The sequence below is a fragment of the Flavobacteriales bacterium genome (assembly GCA_029248105.1).
In the GTDB taxonomy this organism is placed as follows: Bacteria; Bacteroidota; Bacteroidia; order Flavobacteriales; family UBA7312; genus UBA8444.
The window spans coordinates 1-24,140 of the sequence record JAQWJZ010000010.1; the positions used below are offsets into that span (position 1 = coordinate 1).

Below are 24,140 nucleotides of genomic sequence, written 5' to 3' on the forward strand. Positions count from 1 at the left end.
CATAGACATTTTGAAAAAAATTGGCTTTCATATTAAGCGTAAAATTATGATTAAAAAATTCTTATATTAGTAGCTCTTAAAAATATGATTTAACTATGACTTTATCCACTGCAAAATGGGTTAACATTTGGCTGTTATTCTGCTCTTGTCAACTGCTTAATGCCCAAACTGCCGACCAACTGCTTCGGGTTTATAATATCACTAACACATCTACCCTAAACAACATTTCCTCGCCGCTAAGTGGCAACTTAGCATATAAATAAAATCATTTATATCATTACGATGGTAGCCAATGGCGAAGTTCTTGGACAACCAAAGGCAATACTAACATTGGAAACACCGATTTTTTAGGCACAACTAATAATACAGACCTTAGGTTTAGAACTAATAATGCGCAAAGAATGGTAGTAAAATCCGACGGGAAAGTAGGGGTAGGCATAAATAATCCAAGTGGAATTTTTGAAGTCAATAGCAATGATGGACTACTAGCGGTTTCAAATGCTAATACAAACACATCTTCCATAACCTACCCCAACAGTCTTAACGATAATAATTTTTTTTCTTTTTCGATTTTTCAATCTGCTACTGCTAATGTTGATTTTCTAACACCTAATACCACATTGACCCGTATGGTTCTATATTCAGATAACCCTCTACCACAAAATGGTTTTGATCCAGATAACCCAACAGGCATTACTGTATCTGCAAGGCAAACAGGAGGAAGTTGGACGGTTATATTCACCCAAACCTACACACCAGCGTCCTGTCTATCTGACGAATTAGTTGTTATTACTCAAAATCAGTTTTATTTGAGAGCTAAAAATATAGATTTAGCTAATTCAACAGAATATGATGAATACAGAATTCAACTACAAAACACTCAACATAACCCTATTCATAATTCTAGGATAGCTGAAATAAGGTTATTTGAAGACAAAACATCAGAATTTATTGTTAACACAAATGGCAATGTTGGCATTAACCATGATAACCCCACCCAAAGGCTTCATGTTATCGGCAATATCTTAGCTAGCGGCACTATCACTCCAGACTATGTGTTTGAAAATTATTATGATGGCAAAAGTGATCTCAATCCTACTTACAAATTTCAACCGCTTAGTGAGGTAGAACAATTCATAAAAGAAAACAAACATCTGCCTGGTGTTCCTTCAGCCCAAGATATTGAGGAACAAGGTGGAATTCTTGTCAATAAAGCCACCGAAATAAACCTTGAGAAAATTGAGGAATTGTACATTCACTTATTTGAACTCATTGATGAAAACGAAAGAATAAAGAAAAGTATAAAACGAATTGAAAAAGAAGTTTTGGACTTAGCCAAATGAAGCTATTTAAGCCTAAACCTCAAATAGGTTATTGGCATACCTTTTTCTAAAAAAAGTTGTTCGTAATGCGTTTTGATTTCCATATTTTCTCTTTGCAAAACCGCATTGTAAATGTCGTGTTCAGCATCTTCCAAATGATGATTGTGCCCTTCAATAATACCTAAAGTGTAACCGTGCAAAAACTGACTATCTGTTTTTAGGTGTATCAGTCCGTCTTTGGCTAAAAAACGAGAATATCGTTCTAAAAAAGTAGGGTGTGTTAAACGATTTTTAGCTCTTTTCTTTTTGATTTGAGGGTCTGGAAAGGTTATCCATATCTCATCAACTTCATCGGCATCAAAGCACAATTCTATAAACTCAATACGTGTTCTCAAAAATGCCACATTACCAACACCGCCTTCAATAGCATCGGTAGAGCCTTTCCACATACGAGCTCCTTTCACATCAACACCCAAAAAGTTTTTGTTGGGGTATTTTTGAGCCAAGCCAACAGCGTATTCACCCTTACCACAGCCCAACTCTACAACCAATGGATTGTCGTTTTTAAAAAAGTCTTTCTTCCACTGACCTTTCATCTTATAGCCAGATTTTAATTCCTCAAAAGTGGGCTGAAATACATTAGGGTATTCTGCCATTTGAGAAAACTTACGGAGTTTGTTCTTTGCCAATGCTAAAAATTTTATGCGAAAATAGCTCAATTTTTAAGTACTTTCGAAGCGTGAATTCTAAAAAAAGAATACTGATTGCCCCTCTAGATTGGGGTTTAGGTCATGCTAGCCGATGCATTCCTATTGCTCAAGCATTAGAACAAAAGGGCTTTGAAGTGGTTTTTGCCTCTAGTGGTCGACCATTAGAATTACTCATTCAAGAATTTCCAAAGAACGATTTCATTAAGCTAGAGAGCTACAACATACGCTATCCCAAAAATGGTAAAATGGCTTGGAGTATGCTTAGTCAGAGTTTAAAAATATGGAAAGGTATTCGCCAAGAGCATGCGCTATTACAACAGATTATAGATGATTACAATATTGACGGCGTCATATCTGACAATCGTTTTGGGCTACACTCCAAAAAAGTGCCATGTGTATTCGTTACCCACCAACTGAATATACAAACGCCTATTTTTTCAGATTTTATACGAAAAATGAATTTCAAATACATTCAAAAGTTTGACGAATGTTGGATTCCTGACTCTGACAATCATCAGCTAAGTGGTCAGCTATCTAAAGTTGAAAACACCACTTTCAACTGTCAGTATATAGGGGCTTTATCCCGTTTTGAGAAATTAGAAAAAACTAAAGACATAGATGTTCTTGCTATCGTTTCTGGACCTGAGCCACAACGCAGTATGTTTGAGGAGTTACTAAAAAAACAACTGATAGAGGCGAAGTTAAAAGCCACATTGGTATTAGGTAAAACAGAAGAACATAAAGAAGAGCATATTGGAAAGCTCAAAATTATCAGCCACCTCAACGCCAAAGCCCTCAATCAGGCTATGGTGAATGCCAAAGTGGTCATTAGTCGCTCAGGATATTCTACCGTAATGGACATTGCCAAACTGAACAAATTAGCCATATTCGTTCCTACCCCCGGGCAAACAGAACAACTATATTTAGCAAAGTATTTTTACGATAAAAAATTAGCTTTTGCTATGCATCAAAAGGAATTAGAGGTTCGTACAGCAATAGAAAAAGCGAGTGAATTTGAAGGCTTAAGCCTAGAAAAATTTCAAGCAAATTGGGATAGTCTGTTAAGCCTTTTTTAGAGTAAATGAAAAGGTAGTTCCCACGTTCTCCGTACTTCTCACATTAATAGTTTGTCGGTGAGCATCGACAATATGCTTGACTATAGACAAGCCTAAACCCGTTCCTCCTGCACTTCTAGAACGTGACTTATCTACTCTGTAAAATCTTTCGAATAAACGGGGTAGGTGTTCAGAAGGAATACCATCGCCATCATCGGCAATTTCAACCAAAATATTTTCTCCCATTTCAAAAAGACGTACCTTGGTGTGTCCTCCTTCATTGCCGTATTTTATGGAGTTTTCAATAAGGTTTATTAAAACTTGAGATATTTTATCTCTGTCTGCCTCAACAAAGTTATTTATAGATTGATTATTGATACTTAAAGTAATACTTCTCTTTTTGGCCTTCATCTCAAGAATATCAAACAACTCTTGAATATGATCAACGATATTCCAACGAGTAAACTCCAGCTCTAATCGATTCGACTCAATCTTGGATATCATCTCTAAATCTTCCACAATATTTATCATTCTATCCACACTTTTGCTAGAGCGTTCCAAATATTGCATGTTTACATTTTCATCTCTTATAGCCCCATCAATAAGCGTATGTATATACCCTTGAATATTAAAAATGGGTGTTTTGAGTTCGTGTGAAACATTACCCAAAAACTCTCTTCGAAAAGACTCCATGTTTTTAAGTTCTTCTATTTCTCTTTGACGTTCATTAACCATCCTGTCAACATCTTCATCTACTTTATTCAAATCTGTTTCAACATCATCACTAACCCCTCTTTGTCTAGTCAGCGATTTATAAATCACTTTTACTCTTTCATGAATGAATTTCTTTAAAAAAAGAAAAGAAATAATGTATATGGAAATAGTAGAGGATATAATAACTGTGAGGATTTGCCAAAATTGAATGGTGCTTTCTGACCAGAAACACATTAAAGAAAACAAAATAAAAAATGGAACTGACAAAGCAAGCGTCAAGTAAAAGGCAATTTTTTTAGGCGTTGTCCATTGCATTAGTATTCAAATTTATAGCCTACACCTTTTACTGTTTTGATGTAGTGGTCGGCTAATTTCTCACGCAATTTACGAATATGTACGTCAATAGTTCTATCTCCTACAACAATATCTGTGCCCCAAACCTTTTCTAGAATTTCCTCTCTAGTGAATACTTTGCCGGGCTTGGATATTAATAACTTCAATAGCTTAAATTCTTTTTTGGCGAATACAACCTCAACACCTTTGTAGGTTGTCATATGTTTTTCCTTGTCAATGACGATATCTCCCAATTCTATAATAGATGTGGTGTCTTGTGTAATACCTCTTCGCTTAAGCAAGGCTTTTACTCTACTTATCAAAACCTTAGGCCTAATGGGTTTAGTAATATAATCGTCAGCACCTGCTTCAAAACCTGCTATTTGAGAATAATCTTCAGATCGAGCAGTAAGGAAAGTAACCACCGATTGACTCAAAGATGGTATCTCTCTGATTTTCTCACAAGTTGTAATGCCGTCCATATTCGGCATTTGAACATCAAGTATAATGAGTGAGGGCTCATGTTTTTTGGCTAATTCAATAGCCAGTAAACCATTGTCAGCAACTATAACCTCATAACCTTCGGCACGTAAGTTATATCCTAGAAACTCTAAAATATCTTCCTCGTCATCAACAACAAGAATTTTAATTTCATTGTTCATACTTTATTCAAGTTTAATTTTTACAAAAGTATCATATAAAGCCTTTCATTTGAGTAATTTACAATTTTTTAACATATACTTAATATTGGACTAGACAATGTAAACTTATATTTGTACCGAATTAACAATTAATAATTTAAAATGAAAAAAATCTTAAACGTATTAACTCTTTCATTTATAGGGTTGAGTGCAATGGCTCAAGGTCAGCCAAGCGCAAAAGTATTTTCTAACTTCAATTATAATGTATCTGACGAAGACAACAACTTCAAAGCCTTTGATGTGAATAGAGCTTACTTAGGGTACAGCTATGCGTTAAGCGATGAGTTTAGCACAAAAATAACTTTTGACGTAGGTAATAATAGTGCAGGAAGTGCTTACACCGCTTTCTTGAAAATTGCTTCTGTTAGCTGGAAAACTAATGAAAACATGAAAATCAATTTTGGTATGATAGGTACCAAAAACTTTAAGTTCATGGAAAAAGCATGGGGACATAGATACATATACAAATCTTTGCAAGACAAACACAAATGGGCTAGTTCTGCCGATGTAGGTGTTTCTGTTGATTATCAACTAAATGATAAGATGAGTATTGATGCTCAAGTACTTAACGGCGAAGGGTACAAAAAAGAACAAGAGTCTAACGGTTTGTTTAGAGGAAGTGTTGGCTTAATTTATGACCTTTCAGAAAATGTTGTAATGAGAGTTCACCGAGATGTAGTGCCAAGAGAATCTTATGGAGCTAATGACTCTCATCAAAATACAACAAGCGCTGCTTTAGCTTATACAGGAAATGGCTTCAAATTAGGCGCTGAGTATAACCTTCAAGAAAATGCTAAAAATGTAACGGATCAAGAGCGTACAGGTATGTCAGCATATGGTAGTTATGATCTAAATGATGGCATGTCTTTATTTGGAAGATACGATGAGTTGAGCTCTGAGGACGATTGGAATTTATCTAAAGATGGCACATTTATGATTGTTGGTATTCAAAAGCAAATGGTCAAGGGCTTAAAAGTTGCTTTAAACTACCAAAGCTGGACTGCTGCAACAGAAGGTGCTGATGCTGAAAGCTCAATATTTATGAACTTAGAATTCAAGTTCTAAATACACACCAAACTAAAGTTTGAAAGCGAGGCAAAAGCCTCGCTTTTTTTATGCTTCTCAGCCGTTAATACGCTTTACAATTACTTAACATTATATATTTTAAAATTTACATTTTATTAATATTAAAGTAAGCTTTAGGTTCAATTAGCCCTCTATGTTTGTAGGGTAATTAAAATCAAAAATAGATAAATGAAAACATTAGGAAAATTATTTTTAGGCATCACTACAATTGCACTTGTTGCTTGTGGCGGAAGCGAACAAAAATCTACCAAATCAGGGCTGAGCGGAGCAATCAAAATTGACGGCTCTAGTACAGTATATCCTGTTACTGAAGCAGTGGCTGAAGAATTCAGAGCAGTTGAACCTGCTGTTAATGTTACTGTTGGTGTTTCTGGAACTGGTGGTGGTTTCAAAAAATTCATGAGAGGTGAAACAGATATCAATGATGCTTCTCGTCCTATTAAAGCAAAAGAAGCTGATGCTTGTGCAGAGATTGGTATTGGATACCAAGAGTTAAGTGTTGCTTATGATGGTTTGGCTGTATTAATTAACCCTGAAAATGACTGGGTGGATTACTTAACAGTAGAAGAGCTCAAGAAAATATGGCTGCCTGAAGCACAAGGACAAATTATGTATTGGGATCAAGTAAGAGAGGGCTGGCCTCACGAAGAGCTTCACCTTTTCGGTCCTGGCGTAGCGTCTGGTACTTACGACTACTTCGCTGAAGCTATATGCGGAAAGAAAGTAGGAACACGTGGCGATTATACCGCTTCTGAAGACGATCATGTTTTAGTGCAAGGTATAGCAACAGACAAAAATGCTTTAGGATTTTTTGGTTTAGCATACTATGAAGAAAATAAAGACAAACTAAAATTAGTTGGTGTAGATAATGGTAATGGGGTAGTAATGCCATCATTAGAAACCGTTGGTAACGGTTCTTATGCACCACTATCAAGACCAATCTTTATTTACGTGAGTAGTCTAGCAGTACAAAAAGAAGAAGTAAGAGGATTTGTTTCATTCTATTTAGAAAACGCTTCTTCATTGGTTGCAGAGGTAGGATACATTCCACTTCCAGATGCAGAATATGCTAAAGAGATTGAAAAATTTAATGCATTTATAAAGTAGTTTTTTTTCATAGTGTTAACTCTTTTTTTTCATTGTGTAGAAGGTTAATTACTATTTATATCCAAGCAACTTAGGTTGCTTGGGTTATTTCAAATAAAATGAACAGAAGAAGCAAAGAAAAAATAATTGAATTTCTCCTCAAAGGTAGTGCAGCTATTACAATCCTCACTACTATAGGAATTATATGGGTACTCCTTTCGGAGAGCTTTACTTTTTTTAAGGAAGTTTCTATAGTTGATTTTCTTACTGACGACCAATGGACGCCACTTTTCGCCAACAAGCATTTTGGCATAATGCCCCTAATTTCAGGGACATTACTAACAACAGTGATTGCCGTATCTGTGGCATTGCCAGTTGGATTAACTATAGCCGTCTATCTTAGCGAGTATGCTCCTAAGAAATTCAGAAAAACAGTAAAGCCTATGCTAGAGGTTCTAGCAGCAGTACCAACCGTAGTATACGGATTCTTTGCCTTGATGGTTGTTACTCCTTTTTTGCAAAAACTAATTCCCGAAATGGCTGGTTTCAACGCTCTTTCAGCAGGAATAGTAATGGGTATAATGATTATCCCTTTTGTCAGCTCACTTAGTGAAGATGCTCTTCAAGCTGTACCAAAATCGTTAAGAAATGCTTCTTACGGATTAGGCTCAACACGCTTCCAAACAGCATTTAAAGTAATGGTTCCTGCCGCATCATCGGGTATTGTAGTGTCTGTTATTTTAGCATTTTCAAGAGCAATTGGAGAAACTATGATTGTAGCCATTGCTGCTGGTCAGCAACCACGACTAACGGCTAATCCTTTAGTACCTATAGAAACTATAACAGCATATATTGTACAAGTTAGTTTGGGTGATGTGCCACACGGATCATTAGAATATAGAACAATCTTTGCCGCTGGTATGACCTTATTTGTTTTCACATTTATATTAAATAATATCAGCTTCTGGGTAAGAAAGAAATTTAGAGAGCAATATGACTAACTCGAGAAAAAATAGAATCAAGGATAAAATCTTTGAATACATTGGAATTATTTGCACCTTTTTAGGGCTTGTTGTTCTGGCTATTTTTATAGGCAATATCCTTGTCGATGGGCTATCAAGAATCGACTGGGACTTCATGAAAAGTCTTCCGTCTAGAAAAGCTGAAAAAGCCGGTATATACACCGCTTGGACAGGTTCGCTATGGATATTGGGCTTTACAACACTGATTGCTTTTCCACTAGCAGTGGCTGCAGGTGTGTATTTAGAAGAGTACGGCAAAAAAAGCCGATTATCTTCTCTCCTCGAGGTAAATATTTCGAATTTAGCGGGCGTGCCATCTATCATATATGGACTACTTGGTCTTGAAATATTCGTTCGTGTTTTCCAAATGGGAAATAGTGTATTGGCAGGCGCTTTTACATTAGCTTTACTAATACTGCCTATCATAATAGTAGCAACAAGAGAAGCCATAAGGGCCGTACCACCAAGTATCAGAGCCGCATCCTATGGCTTAGGAGCAACAAAATGGCAAACCATTTGGCATCAAGTATTGCCTAGTGCTATGGGAGGAATATTGACAGGTGTAATATTGGCAATCTCTAGAGCCGTAGGTGAAACCGCACCATTAATTGTGGTAGGAGCATTAGCCTATGTGCCTTTTGCACCAAGCTCACCAATGGACGAGTTTACAGTAATGCCAATTCAAATTTTTAATTGGGTTTCAAGACCACAGCACGGATTTACAATCAATGCTGCAGCCGCTATTATAATACTATTAATCATCACATTTATTATGAATGGCTTAGCCGTTTATCTAAGAAATAAATGGGAAAAGAAAATCAGTTGGTAAGAATGACAACAGAACAAGAATACATTTTAGAAACTAAGTCACTCGATGTTTTTTACGGCGAAATGCAAGCCTTGAAAAATATCAATATGAATATTGAAAAAAATAAAGTGACCGCTTTTATCGGCCCTTCAGGCTGCGGTAAATCAACCTTTCTCAGAGTCTTCAATAGAATGAACGACTACATCGAATCTTACAGAATGGAAGGGCAAGTATTTATGAAAGGGCAAAACATTTATGATAAAAACATAAAGGTGGATGAATTGAGAAAAAACATCGGAATGGTGTTTCAAAAGCCCAATCCTTTTCCTAAAAGCATATACGAAAACGTGACTTATGGCTTGGTAATTCAAGGCATAAAAGATAAAGCATTTCTAAAAGAGCGTGTTGAAAAATCCCTCAAACAAGCCGCCTTATGGGACGAAGTTAAAGACGATTTAAAAAAATCTGCCTTAGCACTTTCTGGAGGTCAACAACAACGCTTGTGTATCGCAAGAGCCTTGGCCGTTGAGCCTTCTGTTCTACTTATGGATGAACCTACCTCGGCATTAGACCCCATTTCTACAGCAAAGGTTGAAGAGTTAATCCATGAACTAAAAGAAAAATACAGTATCGTTATCGTAACTCACAATATGCAACAGGCAAGTAGGGTTAGTGATAACACAGCCTTTTTCTATATGGGAGACTTAATAGAATTTGGTAAAACAGAAGAGATTTTTAGAAACCCTAAAAAAGAACGCACACAAAACTACATTACAGGTAGATTTGGTTAATCCCATTTTATTATGACACAATTAGAGCAAGAAATTAATGAATTGAGAAAGGAATTGCTGAACATGTTTTTAGCAGTAAATAATCAATTGCTAAAAAGTGAAAAAGCCCTTTTAGAATTTGACAAAGATTTGGCGGCTGAAATAACTAATGCTGAAAAAAGAATCAATTCTCTAGAGCTAAAGATCGATAGAGATTGTGAAAATATATTAGCCTTATATTCTCCTGTTGCCGTCGATTTGCGCTTTGTTCTTTCGGTATATAAAATCAATCACGAATTGGAACGTATAGCTGATATTGCGGATGGCATCGCCAATTATGTCAATAATGTAAAAGATCCATTTCCTAAAAAAGCTATTGCCGACGTAAAGATTGAAGACATGTTCTCTCAATGTCAGGCTATGATGGATAATGTGATAGAGGCTTTTGAAAAAGAAGACACCAAAATAGCTCGTAGAGTTTTCAAACAAGATGAATTATTAAATACCATAAATTCAAACGGAAGTAGCGCCATCATAGAAAACTATGATGAAAAGAATGCAGAGGCATTATTCTATCTTTTGTCATGCGTACGAAAACTGGAACGATCAGGAGATTTAACAAAGAATATTGCTGAAGAACTTATTTTTTCTATCGAATCAAAAGTTATAAAGCACCGAAAAAATAAGCGATAAACAAAATCGCTTAACAATTTCTTAACATTAGATTTACTTTCAATTAACTTGGAGTGAGAATTCATTGTGTTCATTTGTATAGTACTAATAAAACACAACACAATGGAAACTACACAAAACAAATTTGACATCAGTAAATTACTCTACGTTGTTATCATGATTGCAGTATACACTATAGCTGTACTCTAGTAAAAACCTTAATTAACATATTTTTTTTCGATGAAAAAATTAATGTCGAAGTTCAGTTACCCAACTAACTTATGGATTCATAAAGGTGAAAGAAACTTCCTTTCTTTCATAGTTGTCGCATTTATTCTCGCCATGTTCGTTACGCCATACCCTCAATTGGGAATGTGGGTAGGCTTTATTTTTGCAGCCTATGCTGCTGTTGCAAACGACAGTATCCAAACTCTTGGAACTTTCATTGCATCAAATCAAGACAAAAAGTGGTGGGTGCTCTGGATATTTATTGGGGGTATATTTTTATTTACCGTCGGCTATTCATGGTTTAACTTTGCGGGTGATGTCAGCCATGGTCGACTCATGGCTAAAGGCTTTGAAAAAAGCCCAACAAACTTTCACTTCCTACAGATAGCAGCACCTATATTTTTATTAATACTTACTCGTTTAAGAATGCCTGTTTCTACAACATTCATTCTATTAACATCATTTGCTGCTGCGCCAGCAGCCGTAGGCAAAGTACTTGCTAAGAGTATGAGTGGGTATGTATTGGCCTTCTTTATGGGCTTCATTATTTTTATGCTCATCTCTAAATGGGCAAAAGAAAAATTCGTTGGTGAAGCCAAGTTTGGCTGGACCATCGCTCAGTGGATTACTAGTGGTACCTTATGGTCAGTATGGCTAATGCAAGATGCGGCTAACATTGCCGTTTACCTACCTAGAAGTATGAGTTTTATGCAATTCATGGGTTTTGCTGGAGTCGTATTTATAGGACTAGGGTTGTTACTCTACTTCAAAGGTGGAAGAATACAAAAAATTGTAACAGAAAAGTCAGTAGTTACCGATGTGCGTTTCGCTACAATCATTGACTTTATATACTGTATCATATTGTTCTATTTCAAACTCTACTCACAAGTGCCTATGAGTACCACTTGGGTATTCATCGGTTTATTAGGAGGTCGAGAAGTTGCTATGGCAATAAGAAACTCAGGAGAAAATAGTACGGCTACAGCTGTTAAATTATTAGTAAAAGATTTCTCATATGCTTTGATTGGCTTAATCATCTCTATAGCCATTGCAATAGGAGTTAATGATCAGCTTACATTTAGCTCAATGTTAGTAGAAATACCAAAAGAATTTGTTTCAGGTTTAACAAAATTCTTCGGAAAATTAGGCCTTTAATAAGCGCTTAATTTAGTAACAAAAAGCTCCTTTTCAAGGAGCTTTTTTTTTACCTTAGTCCTATGCATTGGGTATTCGATCAGACCGTATCATTTGAAGAAAAAGCATTGAAATTATTTCAGCTTCAAGCACAGCATTGTTCTGTTTATAAACGCTATCTAGACCTTTTAAAGGTCGATTTAAATGCTATTAATTCCATTGACAAAATTCCTTTTCTTCCCATCGAATTATTCAAGAATAATCGAATAATATCTGATAACCAAAAACCTCATATTACATTTAGCAGTAGCGGAACAACAGGACAACAACAGAGCAAACATTATGTAGCTGATGCTTCAATTTATCAAGACAGCTTCAAACAAGGATTTCAGCATTTCTATGGCAACCCTAAAGACTATCGAATCCTTGCCCTACTACCCTCCTACCTTGAAAGAGAAGGCTCTTCATTAGTGTATATGTGCGACCAACTCATACAAGAAAGCCAATACCCACAAAGTGGCTTCTATCTGCACAACATCAAGGAATTAGCTGAAATTTTAACCCAAGAATGTGAAAGAAAAACTTTACTTATTGGTGTTAGCTATGCGCTATTAGACCTTGTCGAATTAGGTCCTTTCAATTTAGAAAATACCATTGTAATGGAAACAGGAGGCATGAAAGGAAAACGAAAAGAAATGATAAAATCGGAATTGCATTCCGTATTACAACAAGGGTTTTCTCTCCAAAATATTCATTCAGAGTACGGTATGACTGAATTGCTTTCTCAAGCTTACTCCAAAGAAAATGGAATTTTTGAAACACCACCTTGGATGAAAGTTTTAATTAGAGATACCGAAGATCCACTAAGTATCTTAAAATATGGGCTAACAGGTGGCATTAATGTAATCGATTTAGCCAATGTAAATTCTTGCGCCTTTATTGCTACCCAAGATTTGGGCAAATCATTTGATAATAATACTTTTGAAATCCTTGGTCGCTTTGAACAAGCTGACATCAGGGGGTGTAACTTATTGCTCAATGAAAATGATTATACGAAAAGCTAATAAAAACGAACTAGATGCTATCATGCAAGTGTACAAGTCTTGCGTGGAAGGCATGATCAAGTTAGGTATTGACCAATGGGACGAAACGTATCCTAACAGGAAAGTCATTCAAAAAGACTTAGAAATTGGCGACTACTATGTAGGAGTTTTAGAAGACGAAATTGTTGCTGGCATCAAAATTGACAGAAAGCAAGACCCTACATATCTGACTATTGACTGGGAAGACAAAAGCAATAAATTTATGGTAGTCCATCGCCTATGTTCTAAGACGAGTGTTTGGAATAAAGGAGTGGGAAGAAAAATGATGACTTTTGCTGAAGAATTAGCCGCAGAAAAGGGATGTATATCTATGCGATTAGACACCTACATCAACAATCCAAAGGCTATTGCCTTTTATAAGCACATTGGCTACCAACAGCTTGGTCATATCAAGCTCAAGCCGCACAAAGACATCTACTATTGCTTTGAGAAAATCTTTTGATTAACTTTGTTAAACGTAGATTCCTTAAAGCACCGTGAAAAAGCCCTTAATTGTATTTATAGCACTCATTGCATTTACTACCCTTTCAGCACAAAACCTAGTGCCTAATGCTAGCTTTGAGGAATTTGATAGCACTTTTGTTTTACCTGGCCCCTATTACCTCAATCAATCTTTTGGAATTTATGACTACTGGAATAGTATATATACAGCTGACTTCTATTACACCGATAATTATTGGATTTTCGATAGTATGCCTGAAGGTCTCTTTGATAGCTTATCTACAAACGTATATTTAGGTGCCGACTCTTGTTTCCTCTGCGCTCCTTACAACAACTTCGGTTACAGAACACCCCGTACGGGCAATGGATATACAGGTATAAGAGCCTACATTGGAGCGCTGGGACATAACTACATAGAATTTATAAAAGTAGAGCTGAATGAACCACTTATAAAGGGTAAGCTATATCAAATCTCATTTTATACTTGCCCCTCAACCCAAAATCCTTTTGCACTAAACTCCTTAGGGGCATACATCACTACTAACGAAGTCAACGACTATAATAATTTACCTGCACAAGTTCTTTCAGAAGACACAATTTCAGACACCTCAGAATGGACTGAAGTAAAAGGACTATATCGAGCCAATGGAGATGAAAACCATATTACTATTGGAAATTTTGATACTGAAACTGAATTTAACGACCCTTTTTTTAATGTAAGGCTCAGCTGTCTATATTACTTCTTAGAAGATGTTTCGTTTTTTCCCTATTCTAACATCACAGACACAACAATGTGTGAAGGTGATACTTTAATACTAAGTCCAAAAAGACAAGATAATGTCACATGCCTTTGGCAAGACGGCTCAACAGATACACTTTTTTATGCCTATGAAGAAGGCACATATTGGATGAAACAAAGCTATTATTGGCAAGAAACGTCAACAACAGTTAATCATTACGACACGATTTATGTAAGCTTCAAATCTCTTGATGATTTATTACCCACCGATTTAGGTAATGACACTTCTATTTGTCCGGGCGAAAACTTAATCTTTACAGCAACAAATTCAAATGTAAATTACCAGTGGAGCAATGGGGCAAACACTAATCAGTTTACTACCAATCAAAGTGGTATGGTATGGCTGAAAGAATACAATGAATGCGAAATGATTGCAGATAGCATAAAAATAAGTCACATAGAAAAGTTGTTTCTAGAATTGGGCTCAGATACAATTATGTGCTATAACGATTCGCATACCTTACAAGTTAAATGCCCTAATGTAAACATCCTTTGGAATGATGGGAGTACAAACAACAATTATGAAGTAAATAATGAGGGCTTGTATTATGTGACCATAAGTAACCAATGCGAAAGCATCAGTGATAGTATTAGGTTTAGTCATTATCCTCGCTTGAATTTGAACCTAGGTGAAGATGTTTTGTTATGTAAGGATGATACGATTAACTTTGAAATGAATACTAATGTAAGCAATGAAAATGCGCATTACTTATGGCAAGACGGTTCACAGAATCCAAGTTATACTTTTAAAGATTTAGGAGAATATTGGGTGAAAATCTCCTCCAACTGTGAAACGCTAATAGATAGCTTAGTAATCCGATACTTTTGTGAGTGTGAGGTTTTTATCCCTAATAGCTTTACACCAAACCACGATCAACACAACGATTATTTCTTAACGAAACAAAACTGTGGTTACGATTCATTTCATTTGCAGATATTTAACCGATGGGGAGAATTAATATTCGAAACCTACAATCCTAAGGAATATTGGGACGGAAAATATAAAGGCAAAATGTGCCCCATTGGAGTCTACACCTATAAGCTCATCTTACAATTTGAGGAAGGTTACAAAAAAATTAAACGAAAAACAGGCACAATACTATTGGCTCAGTGATTTTCCATTTACAATCACCATAAAGTAATTCTTTTTACCTTTTTGGATAAGTAAATACTTATTAGAAATCAGTTCGTCAGTAGAAAGTGTTTTATCAGCAGTAATTTTTATTTTATTGATGCTTACCGCATTACTCTGTATCATTCTTCGAGCTTCACCTTTAGAAGAAAAAACTTGAGTTTTATCCGCTAGAAAATCAAGAATATCGCCCTCTAAATCAGACGAGTTAACTTCAAACTGTGGAACACCTTCAAAAACAGACAGAAAAGTTTCTTCGTCTAAAGACATTAAATCATCCGATGTTGATTTACCAAAAAGAATATTAGATGCTGTAATCGCTGCTTGTAAATCTTCTTCTGAATGTACGCGTTTTGTAATATCTTCAGCTAAGGTCTTTTGCAGTAACCTTTGATGTGGAACTTCATCGTGTTGTTTTTCAAGATCTTCTATTTCTTCTTTAGTTAGTAGCGTAAAAATACGGATGTAATTTTTAACATCTTCATCAGAAGAATTCAACCAAAATTGATAAAACTTATAAGGTGAAGTTAGTCGTTTGTCCAACCATACATTGCCTTCCTCTGTTTTACCAAATTTACCTCCATCCGCCTTTTTTAATAAAGGTGTGGTCACAGCAAAAGCAGTTCCACCATCTTTACGTCTGATGAATTCAGTACCTGTGGTAATATTACCCCATTGGTCAGAGCCTCCTAGCTGTATTTTGCAGTTTTTATTTTTATACAACCAATAAAAATCATAACCTTGAACCAACTGATAACTAAATTCTGTAAAGCTCATTCCTGTTTCCAAACGAGATTTTACAGAATCTTTGGCTAACATATAGTTTATAGAGATATGCTTACCTGCTTCTCTAATGAAATCTAAAAAACTAAACTCTTTAAACCAATTGTAATTATTGACTATTTCGGCTGATTTTGCACCACAGTCAAAATCTAAAAAACGCTCCATTTGTTTTTGTACACTGTTCAAGTTATGCTGCAATACTTCTTCCGACAACATATTTCTTTCTTTGGATTTGCCAGAAGGATCACCTACCATTCCTGTTGCTCCACCCATAAGTGCAATAGGCTTATGACCACATCGCTGAAGGTGTACTAATATCATTATCTGAACTAATGACCCAATATGGAGAGAGTCTGCTGTTGGATCAAATCCTATATAAGCAGTTGTCATTTCTTTTTGCAATTGCTCCTGAGTGCCTGGCATGATATCGTGTATCATACCTCTCCATTTTAATTCTTCTACAAAGTCCATTATTATAAATTCTTTTGAGCAAATATAAATAATGTAAAAAATTGGGGCTATTTTTTATCTACCTTTGTTCAAGATGATATTTTTAACAGGTGGTACAGGTTTAGTTGGAGCACACATACTCCTAAAGTTAACCGAAAATGGACAAAAAGTAAAAGCTTTAAAAAGGCAAAAAAGCTCTTTAGCTGTCGTTGAAAATATTTTTTCACACTATAAAAAAAGGAATTTATTGAACTCTATTGAATGGATAGATGGCGATCTGATGGATATATTCTCGTTGGAAGAAGGCATGAAAGACTGTAATATGGTCATTCATTGTGCCGCTATTGTTTCTTTCAATCCAAAACATTTTGATCAAATGATGAAGCAGAATGTGGAAGGAACAGCTAATATTGTCAATGTATGCCTGTCGCAGAACATCCAAAAATTAGGTTACGTCAGCTCTATTGCTACTCTAGGAAGTGCCGAAGAAAATAAAACTAGGACAGAAGAGGATTATTGGAGAGAAGGTAAAGTAAATACTCAATACGCTATTAGCAAATATCTTTCTGAGCAAGAGGTTTGGCGAGGTGTTGAAGAGGGCTTGGATTCTATAATTGTAAATCCATCCGTTATATTAGGACCAGGCGATTGGACAAAGGGCAGCTCACAAATGTTTGAAAAAGTGTGGAGTGGCTTAAAATTTTATAGTACCGGTAGCACCGGATATGTTGATGTGTTGGATGTTGCAGAATGCTTAATAAAACTATTGAAAAGTGATATTGTCAACGAACGTTTTATATTAAATTCTGAACAGATGAAGTATAGGGATATTTTCGATGAAATTGCAGAAAACTTAAATAAACCAAAACCACACATAAAGGTTACCCCTTTTTTAAAAGAAGTCGCATGGCGTGTAGAATGGCTTAAATCCATTTTCACTAATAAAAGCCCATTAGTGACTAAAGAAACAGCAAATACAGCTATGAAAAACAAAAGCTTTTCTAACCAAAAAATAGTAACCGCATTGAATTATACATTTATACCTATATCAAATAGTATCAAAAGATATAGCAAATGGTTCTTAGACGAACACACTAATTCTTAGACTTCTCCTCCAATAACTGTAATTCTTGCAACACCTTATCATAAATCAAAAGAAGGTCTTCACTGCCGTTGCTGGTATAATAATCCCAACTTGTTTTGAAATCCTCCTCTGAATAGCCTAATGTCACATAGGAACTTGCTAGTAAAGAATCTACATGATTCTCTGAAAAACTCCCTTGATATTGAAATGTATTTAACTCAGAAACAACGAGCTGTCTGCTAGTCAATATTTTCACCATTTCATCTGCCGAGATAACACCTTTTGAATTAAATTCTACTGGATTAGAACAAGAGAATAAGATCGTAACAACAACAATCAAAATTAAATTTTTCATACTTCAAAGTTAATCATCTTAAATGATAAACATATATAAACTATCTTTGTTGTGATTTTAATTTTAAAACCATACACAATGAAAAATTTAATTTACGTTTTAGCGATTGCTTTCATGGGCTTAGTAGCTTGTGGTTCTCCTGCTTCTGAAGAAGCTACAACTGAAGAAAAAGTTGAAGTTGTTGCTGAAGAAGTTACAGCTGAAGACACTGTTGAAGTTGTTGCTGAAGAAGCTGAGATGGACTCAACAGCAACTGAAGAAGAAGCTGCAGAGTAGAATTATTCTTAATTCTAAACATAAAAAGAGGCTTTTTAGCCTCTTTTTTGTTATCTATCAAATAGTAATCTTTGCCCTTTTATAGATTCATCAAATTGACTTTCATAATAGGCTAAATGTCCATTAACAAAAGTATGGCTAACTCTAGATTTAAACGTTGTCCCTTCAAAAGGCGACCAAGCACATTTATAGAGTATGTTTTCTTTTTGTACTTGCCACTCACTATCAAGATCAATAAGCACTAAATCGGCGGCGTAGCCTTCTCTTAAAAAACCCCTACCTTGAACTTGAAAACAGATAGCAGGTGCATGGCACATTTTTTCTACAATTTTTTCTAAACTTATTTTGCCTTGATGATAAAATTCCAACATTGCGACTAAAGCGTGTTGAACAAGGGGGCCTCCCGAGGGAGCGTTAAAGTAAGTGTTATTCTTTTCTTCTAATGTATGCGGTGCATGGTCAGTAGCAATAACATCTATCCGATCATTTAAAAGAGCCTCAAATACAGCATCTCTATCAGAAGCACTTTTCACCGCAGGGTTCCACTTGATATGCGTTCCTTTTTCGGCATATTGGCTATCGTCAAACCATAAATGATGAATACATACTTCAGCGGTTATGCGTTTTTCTTCTAACGGAATGTCGTTTCTAAACAGTTCCATCTCTTTTGCCGTCGACAGGTGAAATACATGAAGTCGAGTATTGTGCTTTTTGGCCAATTCTATTGCCATTGAAGACGATTTATAACATGCCTCATCGCTTCTTATCTTTGGATGAAGTTCAATGGGAACATCTTCACCATAAATGGATTTATAATGAGCTGTGTTTTTTTGTATGGTAGCTTCATCTTCACAATGAACTGCTATTAACATTTTCGATTTTTCGAAAATATTCTCTAAGACACTTTTGTCATCTACTAGCATGTTTCCCGTTGATGAACCCATAAATATTTTGATTGCACCAACAGTCTTTGGGTCAGTTTTTAAAACTTCTTCCAAATTATCATTAGAAGCACCCATAAAAAAGGAGTAATTAGCTAGTGATACTTCTTTAGCTCTTTGGTATTTCTGTTCTAAAAGTTCTTGGGTAAGGGTCTGTGGCTTAGTATTTGGCATTTCCATAAAGGAAGTGATACCACCAGCCACAGCTGCTTTAGATTCAGTATATAATTCTGCTTTATGAGTCAGGCCAGGCTCTCTAAAGTGAACCTGATCGTCAATAACACCAGGCATAAGGTATTTACCCTTTGCATCTATGACGTGATCGGCTTGTTCATCAATCGATGTTGCTATTTTGGCAATTACACCTTCTTTGATTAATAGGTCTGCTTGAATAATCTGACCCTCATTAATCAAATTAGCATTTCGAATTAAAGTGCTTGACATTCTATGACTTTTGTTTGAATTTGGTAAATAAACTGATAATTTTCAATTGTATAACTCCAATGAACGCTTCAAAGAAAATAGAGGTGTCCATTTTTGAATGACCTTCTTTTCTATCCGTAAAAATTACAGGCACTTCAAATATATCAAAGCCAGACTTCCATGTTTTGAATTTCATTTCTATTTGAAAGGCATAACCTACAAACCTAATATTTGCTAAATCGATAATTTCTAAAACTTGACGTCTGTAGCAAATAAAACCTGCAGTAGAGTCATTCACAGGAAGGCCTGTTATAAATTTGACATACTTTGAAGCAAAAAATGACATCAACAATCTACTCATTGGCCAGTTCACAATATTAACACCGTTAGTATAGCGTGAACCTATAGCTAAATCTTTACCATTGTTTTTACAAGCATCGTACAATCGTAACAAATCATCCGGATCATGCGAGAAATCGGCATCCATCTCAAAAATAAACTGATAGTCTTTTTTTAAAGCCCATTTAAAACCATGAATATAAGCAGTCCCTAGACCTAACTTACCACTACGCTCTTGTATGTAAAGTCCATTAAATTCTTTTTGAAGGTTTTTAATAATATCAGCAGTGCCGTCAGGTGAGCCATCATCAACTATTAAAATATCAAACGAGTGACTAAGCGAAAAAACTTTTCGAACTATTCGCTCAATATTTTCCTTTTCGTTGTAAGTAGGTATTATGACTAAACTATCTGACATAAGATGATTTATAGTTGGTAAATATAAATAATTTGTTGGTTTAATATTAATTGCATAATAACGTAAAAAAATCCTCTTTAATATGAAAAAAAAGTTAATTTTATAAAAGCATACAATTTCTACTTTAAATAATAGAAATTTAAACTAAATTTGAAGCACTTAACAAACATCAACATTTATGAAATCAATTTTATCTTTTATTCTAACACTTTCTACTTTTACTCTTGTTGCTCAAGACTGTTCAGAGCTTTTCTTTTCAGAATATGTAGAAGGCTCTTCTAACAATAAAGCTGTAGAAATCTATAACCCTACTAGTGAGGCAATAGATTTAAGTAGCTATACAATTGGCCGCTATTCTAATGGCTCTGCTGAAGTTTCTGACGAAATGAATTTGTCAGGATCAATTGGCGCAGGAGAAACCTGGATAGTTACCAATTCTGACACTAATTCAACTAATGAGTTTGGTTATATTATGGTTGAACTTTACAACATGGCCGATCAATGGGCTCCTGTTTACCCGTCTCCATTATACATGAATGGAAATGATGCCATGACACTTTCTAAAAATGGAACTATCGTTGACATTATTGGAAAAATTGGCGAGGATCCTGGTGATGCTTGGACAGATGATGCAACAGCAGGTTTTACTGATGCCAATGGTGGTGCTTGGTGGACAAAAAACCACACTCTTATCAGAAAGGCAAGTGTGAAGTCTGGTGTTACAAGCAGCCCTATTCTTTTCGACCCTTCTGCTGAATGGGATTCATTGTCTATCAATACATGGACACAGCTTGGCTCTCATACTTGCGACTGTTCATCTGGTTCTACATCAATTGATGAAAACTCAACTTCTTTTGTGTTGTATCCTAACCCTGCAACGAATAATCAAACGATTAACATTAGTGCTAACAAATCAATTAGAACTTTCGAACTATTCAACGCTCTTGGTCAAAAAGTTGAAATCAACTATTCAAATTCTAATCTTCAAGCTTACATCTACACTCAGAACTTAAACAGTGGATTTTACAGCTTGTCCATTATCTTTGATGATAATAGCGTCAAGACCAGCTCTATTGTCATAAACTAAAACTATTAATTTAAAGTGCTGATAGAAAACTATCAGCACTTTTTTTTTATTTAAATTCAATGAAACTCCAACTCATATTATTGTTTTGTTTTGCATCAATAATGGGAGCTTTAGCACAGACACGTGTAAGCGGCACCGTTACAGACAATACTACAAACGACCCTCTTTTTGGAGCAACAATAGCCTACAACGGAAAAGGAATTATTAGTGATTTTGATGGTAAATTTGCATTTGTTTCCAGCGAGAAATCTTTAGAAATCACTATCTCATACGTTGGTTATGAAAAAGTAGTCAAAAAATTGACTCTCAATGGCAAACCCATAAAGTTAGATGTCAAACTGAATACTATTCTTCTAAATGAAGTACAAGTTGTTGCCGATGTGGCTATTGATAGAAAAACGCCTGTCGCTTTTTCTACCATACCTCTCAAAAAGATTAACGAAGAGTTGGCTTCACAAGACATACCTATGGTGCTAAACTCTACCCCTGGCGTTTATGCTACACAGCAAGGTGGTGGTGATGGTGATGCTCGAATTACAATTAGAGGGTTTAATCAACGTAATGTAGCTGTTATGATTGATGGTATTCCTGTTAATGATATGGAAAACGGTTGGGTGTATTGGTCCAATTGGTTTGGTTTAGATGCAGTAACTAGCAATATTCAAGTTCAACGAGGACTTGGTGCTTCTAAAATAGCTATCCCATCGGTTGGCGGCACAATGAATTTACTCACTAAAGGTATTGAGAGTCGTAAGGGTGGCAGCTTCAAACAAGAAGTTGATTCTTATGGTAAACTGAGGACCTCGCTTGGCTACAACTCGGGAAAACTAAAGAATGGATGGGGGTTTACCTTTGCAGGATCGTATAAAAGAGGAAGAGGTTTTGTTGAAGAGACTTTTAGTGAAGGTTTCTTTTATTACGCTAAAGTACAGAAGAGTTTAGGTAAACATACACTTAGCTTATCGGCACTTGGCGCACCACAACAGCACGGACAACGTTCGTATAAAAGCGATATCGCAACATACTCCAGCGAGTATGCAAACGACTTAGGTATAAACGATACTTTGTTTGGTGATTACTCTAATAAAGGAATTAACTACAACAAACATTGGGGAAATTTAAACCGTTGGGAGCTTGACGCAAATGGTGACACTATTTCGAACACAGAAACATTAAACTCAAAGAAAAATTATTACCACAAACCTCAATTTTCACTTCGTGACTTTTGGGCCGTAAGTGATAAATTTTACGTCTCAAACATTGCCTACGTATCAATTGGAAATGGTGGGGGGACAAATCTTAGTGGTAACACAAACAATCTAGACTCTAATGGGCAATACAATTTTCAAGACGCTTATAATTTCAACCATACTAACATCAACCCACTTTATAGTTCAACTGAAAAAGCATCAGATACTTATTTGTTAAGTTCAAGAAATAACCATTATTGGTATGGCGCCTTATCGACATTAAACTATCAACTCAGCAATCCTATTACCCTTTCAGGAGGGGTAGATTTACGTTATTATAAAGGAGAGCATTACAGAGAAGTTTACGACTTATTAGGTGGCGACTATGCTATTGATGAAGGCAATAATTTACTACAAGAAAGTCAAATCAAAAGAGTCGGTGATAGAGTTGGTTATCATAATGATGGCATCGTAAAATGGTCTGGTCTATTCACTCAACTTGAATATAGCAATGATAAATTAAGTGCATTTTTAAACCTATCAGGCTCAAACTCTGCTTACAAAAGAATTGACTACTTTAAAAAGAAAGACCTTATTTTAGATGACACCACTTATGTAGAAGCTTTAGGAACTTCTGTGTTAACAGAAATCGTGTATGATGAAGCCGGTAATATCATTGGAGCTGTAAAAAGTATGAAAGAAGACACTATTATTCATAATGGTGTAGCATACACGATGAATTCGGCGGAAGCTCAAAGAGCTGAAACCTCATGGAAGTGGATAAGAGGAATGACTGTTAAAATGGGTGCTAATTACAACATTGACTTCAACAACAATGTCTTTTTCAATATTGGATACATCTCTAAAGCGCCTCGCTTTAATAATATCTACGATTATTCAAATAACCTATATCGAGATATTGAAAACGAAATAGTAAAAGCCGTTGAAGGAGGTTATTCCTATCGCTCGACTTCATTTTCTGCTAACTTAAACGGTTATTACACTCGTTGGGAAAACAAACCCTCCAATGGTGGAGTAACTATTATGCTAGATGATGAGCCTATAAAGGCCAATATCAACGGTATGGATGCCTTGCACAAAGGTATCGAAATGGACTTGGCATACAAACTCAACGACAAATTAACCATCGAAGGCTTGATGTCACTGGGAGACTGGACATGGCAATCTAAAGATAGTGTTAGATTCTATGACGATAACAATAACGCTGTAATTGATGATTTTGGAAATGAGGTTGTAGAATCTTTTGATGCTGTAGGTGTTCATGTAGGTGATGCTGCACAAACTCAGTTTGGTATGAGTATTCGTTACGAACCTCTTGACCATATTTATCTTAAAGTAAGAGGCACTTATTTTGACGATTACTATTCAGACTTTGACCCACTATCATTAGACGGTGAAAACGCTAGACGTGAATCATGGAAAATACCTTCATACTCCTTAGTAGATTTTCACGCTGGTTACACCCTAAAACTCAATAAAAAGACAAAAATAAATTTCCGTATAAGTGTCTTGAATGCGCTTAACGAAGTTTATATTTCTGATGCACAAAACAACGACTCCTATAATGCTGATTACTCTGAATTTGATGCTAAATCAGCAGGGGTATTTTTTGGTATGGGCAGACGAATAAACCTATCTGCAAAACTTACATTTTAAC

23 protein-coding genes are annotated in these 24,140 nt (G+C 35.6%); 16 read left to right on the top strand and 7 right to left on the bottom strand.

The window, feature by feature from the left end:
- Positions 1 to 401: 401 nt before the first annotated feature.
- On the top strand, positions 402 to 1,343 hold the full coding sequence (locus tag P8I29_01385) for a hypothetical protein (GenBank protein MDG1916448.1): 942 nt from the start codon (positions 402 to 404) through the stop codon (positions 1,341 to 1,343).
- 2 nt (positions 1,344 to 1,345) lie between these two features.
- On the opposite strand, the gene trmB is transcribed toward P8I29_01385, so the two are convergent.
- Complete coding sequence (gene trmB, locus P8I29_01390; protein ID MDG1916449.1) at positions 1,346 to 2,011, bottom strand: tRNA (guanosine(46)-N7)-methyltransferase TrmB; 666 nt, start codon at positions 2,009 to 2,011, stop codon at positions 1,346 to 1,348.
- 50 nt (positions 2,012 to 2,061) lie between these two features.
- Here trmB and P8I29_01395 point away from each other — a divergent pair, with 50 nt between their 5' ends.
- Positions 2,062 to 3,108, top strand: coding sequence for a glycosyltransferase (locus P8I29_01395; protein MDG1916450.1), 1,047 nt, complete (start codon positions 2,062 to 2,064; stop codon positions 3,106 to 3,108).
- On the opposite strand, the gene P8I29_01400 is transcribed toward P8I29_01395, so the two are convergent.
- Together P8I29_01400 and P8I29_01405 are read right to left on the bottom strand one after the other, a co-directional pair.
- Positions 3,094 to 4,116 (bottom strand): ATP-binding protein, encoded by a 1,023-nt coding sequence (locus P8I29_01400; protein ID MDG1916451.1) that lies wholly within the window; start codon positions 4,114 to 4,116, stop codon positions 3,094 to 3,096. The genes P8I29_01395 and P8I29_01400 overlap by 15 nt on opposite strands.
- Positions 4,116 to 4,796 (bottom strand): response regulator transcription factor, encoded by a 681-nt coding sequence (locus P8I29_01405; protein MDG1916452.1) that lies wholly within the window; start codon positions 4,794 to 4,796, stop codon positions 4,116 to 4,118. Before P8I29_01405 ends, P8I29_01400 begins: the two co-directional genes overlap by 1 nt.
- 141 nt (positions 4,797 to 4,937) lie before the next feature.
- Between P8I29_01405 and P8I29_01410 the strand changes: the two genes are divergently transcribed.
- The 10 genes from P8I29_01410 to P8I29_01455 all read left to right on the top strand — a co-directional run bounded on the left by P8I29_01410 (position 4,938) and on the right by P8I29_01455 (position 15,098).
- Positions 4,938 to 5,900 (top strand): hypothetical protein, encoded by a 963-nt coding sequence (locus P8I29_01410; protein MDG1916453.1) that lies wholly within the window; start codon positions 4,938 to 4,940, stop codon positions 5,898 to 5,900.
- A gap of 189 nt (positions 5,901 to 6,089) precedes the next feature.
- Positions 6,090 to 7,028 (top strand): PstS family phosphate ABC transporter substrate-binding protein, encoded by a 939-nt coding sequence (locus tag P8I29_01415; GenBank protein ID MDG1916454.1) that lies wholly within the window; start codon positions 6,090 to 6,092, stop codon positions 7,026 to 7,028.
- 98 nt (positions 7,029 to 7,126) lie between these two features.
- The gene (gene pstC / locus P8I29_01420; GenBank protein ID MDG1916455.1) at positions 7,127 to 8,008 is read left to right on the top strand and encodes a phosphate ABC transporter permease subunit PstC; all 882 of its coding nucleotides are present in this window, start codon (positions 7,127 to 7,129) and stop codon (positions 8,006 to 8,008) included.
- A complete protein-coding gene (gene pstA / locus P8I29_01425; GenBank protein ID MDG1916456.1) occupies positions 8,001 to 8,858 on the top strand; it encodes a phosphate ABC transporter permease PstA in 858 nt (285 codons plus the stop codon). The genes pstC and pstA overlap by 8 nt, the downstream gene beginning before the upstream one ends.
- Positions 8,834 to 9,628 carry a phosphate ABC transporter ATP-binding protein PstB gene (pstB, locus tag P8I29_01430; protein MDG1916457.1) on the top strand — a complete coding sequence of 265 codons (795 nt, stop codon included), beginning with the start codon at positions 8,834 to 8,836 and terminating at the stop codon, positions 9,626 to 9,628. The genes pstA and pstB overlap by 25 nt, the downstream gene beginning before the upstream one ends.
- Before the next feature lie 12 nt (positions 9,629 to 9,640).
- Positions 9,641 to 10,300, top strand: coding sequence for a phosphate signaling complex protein PhoU (gene phoU / locus P8I29_01435; protein MDG1916458.1), 660 nt, complete (start codon positions 9,641 to 9,643; stop codon positions 10,298 to 10,300).
- A gap of 231 nt (positions 10,301 to 10,531) precedes the next feature.
- Entirely contained in the window at positions 10,532 to 11,662 is a 1,131-nt protein-coding gene (locus P8I29_01440) for a hypothetical protein (protein MDG1916459.1), read from the top strand.
- A 62-nt stretch (positions 11,663 to 11,724) separates the two neighbouring features.
- The gene (locus P8I29_01445; GenBank protein ID MDG1916460.1) at positions 11,725 to 12,705 is read left to right on the top strand and encodes an acyl transferase; all 981 of its coding nucleotides are present in this window, start codon (positions 11,725 to 11,727) and stop codon (positions 12,703 to 12,705) included.
- Entirely contained in the window at positions 12,680 to 13,186 is a 507-nt protein-coding gene (locus tag P8I29_01450; GenBank protein MDG1916461.1) for a GNAT family N-acetyltransferase, read from the top strand. The genes P8I29_01445 and P8I29_01450 overlap by 26 nt, the downstream gene beginning before the upstream one ends.
- Before the next feature lie 34 nt (positions 13,187 to 13,220).
- Positions 13,221 to 15,098: a gliding motility-associated C-terminal domain-containing protein gene (locus P8I29_01455; protein MDG1916462.1), complete on the top strand. Its 1,878-nt coding sequence runs from the start codon at positions 13,221 to 13,223 to the stop codon at positions 15,096 to 15,098.
- On the opposite strand, the gene tyrS is transcribed toward P8I29_01455, so the two are convergent.
- On the bottom strand, positions 15,084 to 16,376 hold the full coding sequence (tyrS, locus tag P8I29_01460) for a tyrosine--tRNA ligase (protein MDG1916463.1): 1,293 nt from the start codon (positions 16,374 to 16,376) through the stop codon (positions 15,084 to 15,086). The two genes, P8I29_01455 and tyrS, sit on opposite strands and share 15 nt — an antisense overlap.
- Before the next feature lie 67 nt (positions 16,377 to 16,443).
- Here tyrS and P8I29_01465 point away from each other — a divergent pair, with 67 nt between their 5' ends.
- On the top strand, positions 16,444 to 17,454 hold the full coding sequence (locus P8I29_01465; protein ID MDG1916464.1) for an NAD-dependent epimerase/dehydratase family protein: 1,011 nt from the start codon (positions 16,444 to 16,446) through the stop codon (positions 17,452 to 17,454).
- Here P8I29_01465 and P8I29_01470 read toward each other — a convergent pair.
- Positions 17,444 to 17,788, bottom strand: a complete 345-nt coding sequence (locus P8I29_01470; GenBank protein ID MDG1916465.1) for a DUF4296 domain-containing protein — start codon at positions 17,786 to 17,788, stop codon at positions 17,444 to 17,446. The two genes, P8I29_01465 and P8I29_01470, sit on opposite strands and share 11 nt — an antisense overlap.
- A gap of 78 nt (positions 17,789 to 17,866) precedes the next feature.
- On the opposite strand from P8I29_01470, the gene P8I29_01475 reads away from it, so the two are divergent.
- On the top strand, positions 17,867 to 18,064 hold the full coding sequence (locus P8I29_01475) for a hypothetical protein (GenBank protein MDG1916466.1): 198 nt from the start codon (positions 17,867 to 17,869) through the stop codon (positions 18,062 to 18,064).
- 50 nt (positions 18,065 to 18,114) lie between these two features.
- Here the strand turns inward: P8I29_01475 and P8I29_01480 are convergent, their stop codons facing one another.
- Positions 18,115 to 19,449, bottom strand: a complete 1,335-nt coding sequence (locus tag P8I29_01480; GenBank protein ID MDG1916467.1) for a dihydroorotase — start codon at positions 19,447 to 19,449, stop codon at positions 18,115 to 18,117.
- Position 19,450: 1 nt separating this feature from the next.
- A complete protein-coding gene (locus P8I29_01485) occupies positions 19,451 to 20,185 on the bottom strand; it encodes a polyprenol monophosphomannose synthase (GenBank protein MDG1916468.1) in 735 nt (244 codons plus the stop codon).
- A 178-nt stretch (positions 20,186 to 20,363) separates the two neighbouring features.
- Between P8I29_01485 and P8I29_01490 the strand changes: the two genes are divergently transcribed.
- Positions 20,364 to 21,272, top strand: coding sequence for a lamin tail domain-containing protein (locus tag P8I29_01490; GenBank protein MDG1916469.1), 909 nt, complete (start codon positions 20,364 to 20,366; stop codon positions 21,270 to 21,272).
- 101 nt (positions 21,273 to 21,373) lie between these two features.
- Entirely contained in the window at positions 21,374 to 24,139 is a 2,766-nt protein-coding gene (locus P8I29_01495; GenBank protein MDG1916470.1) for a TonB-dependent receptor, read from the top strand.
- The last annotated feature ends 1 nt before the right edge of the window (position 24,140 follow it).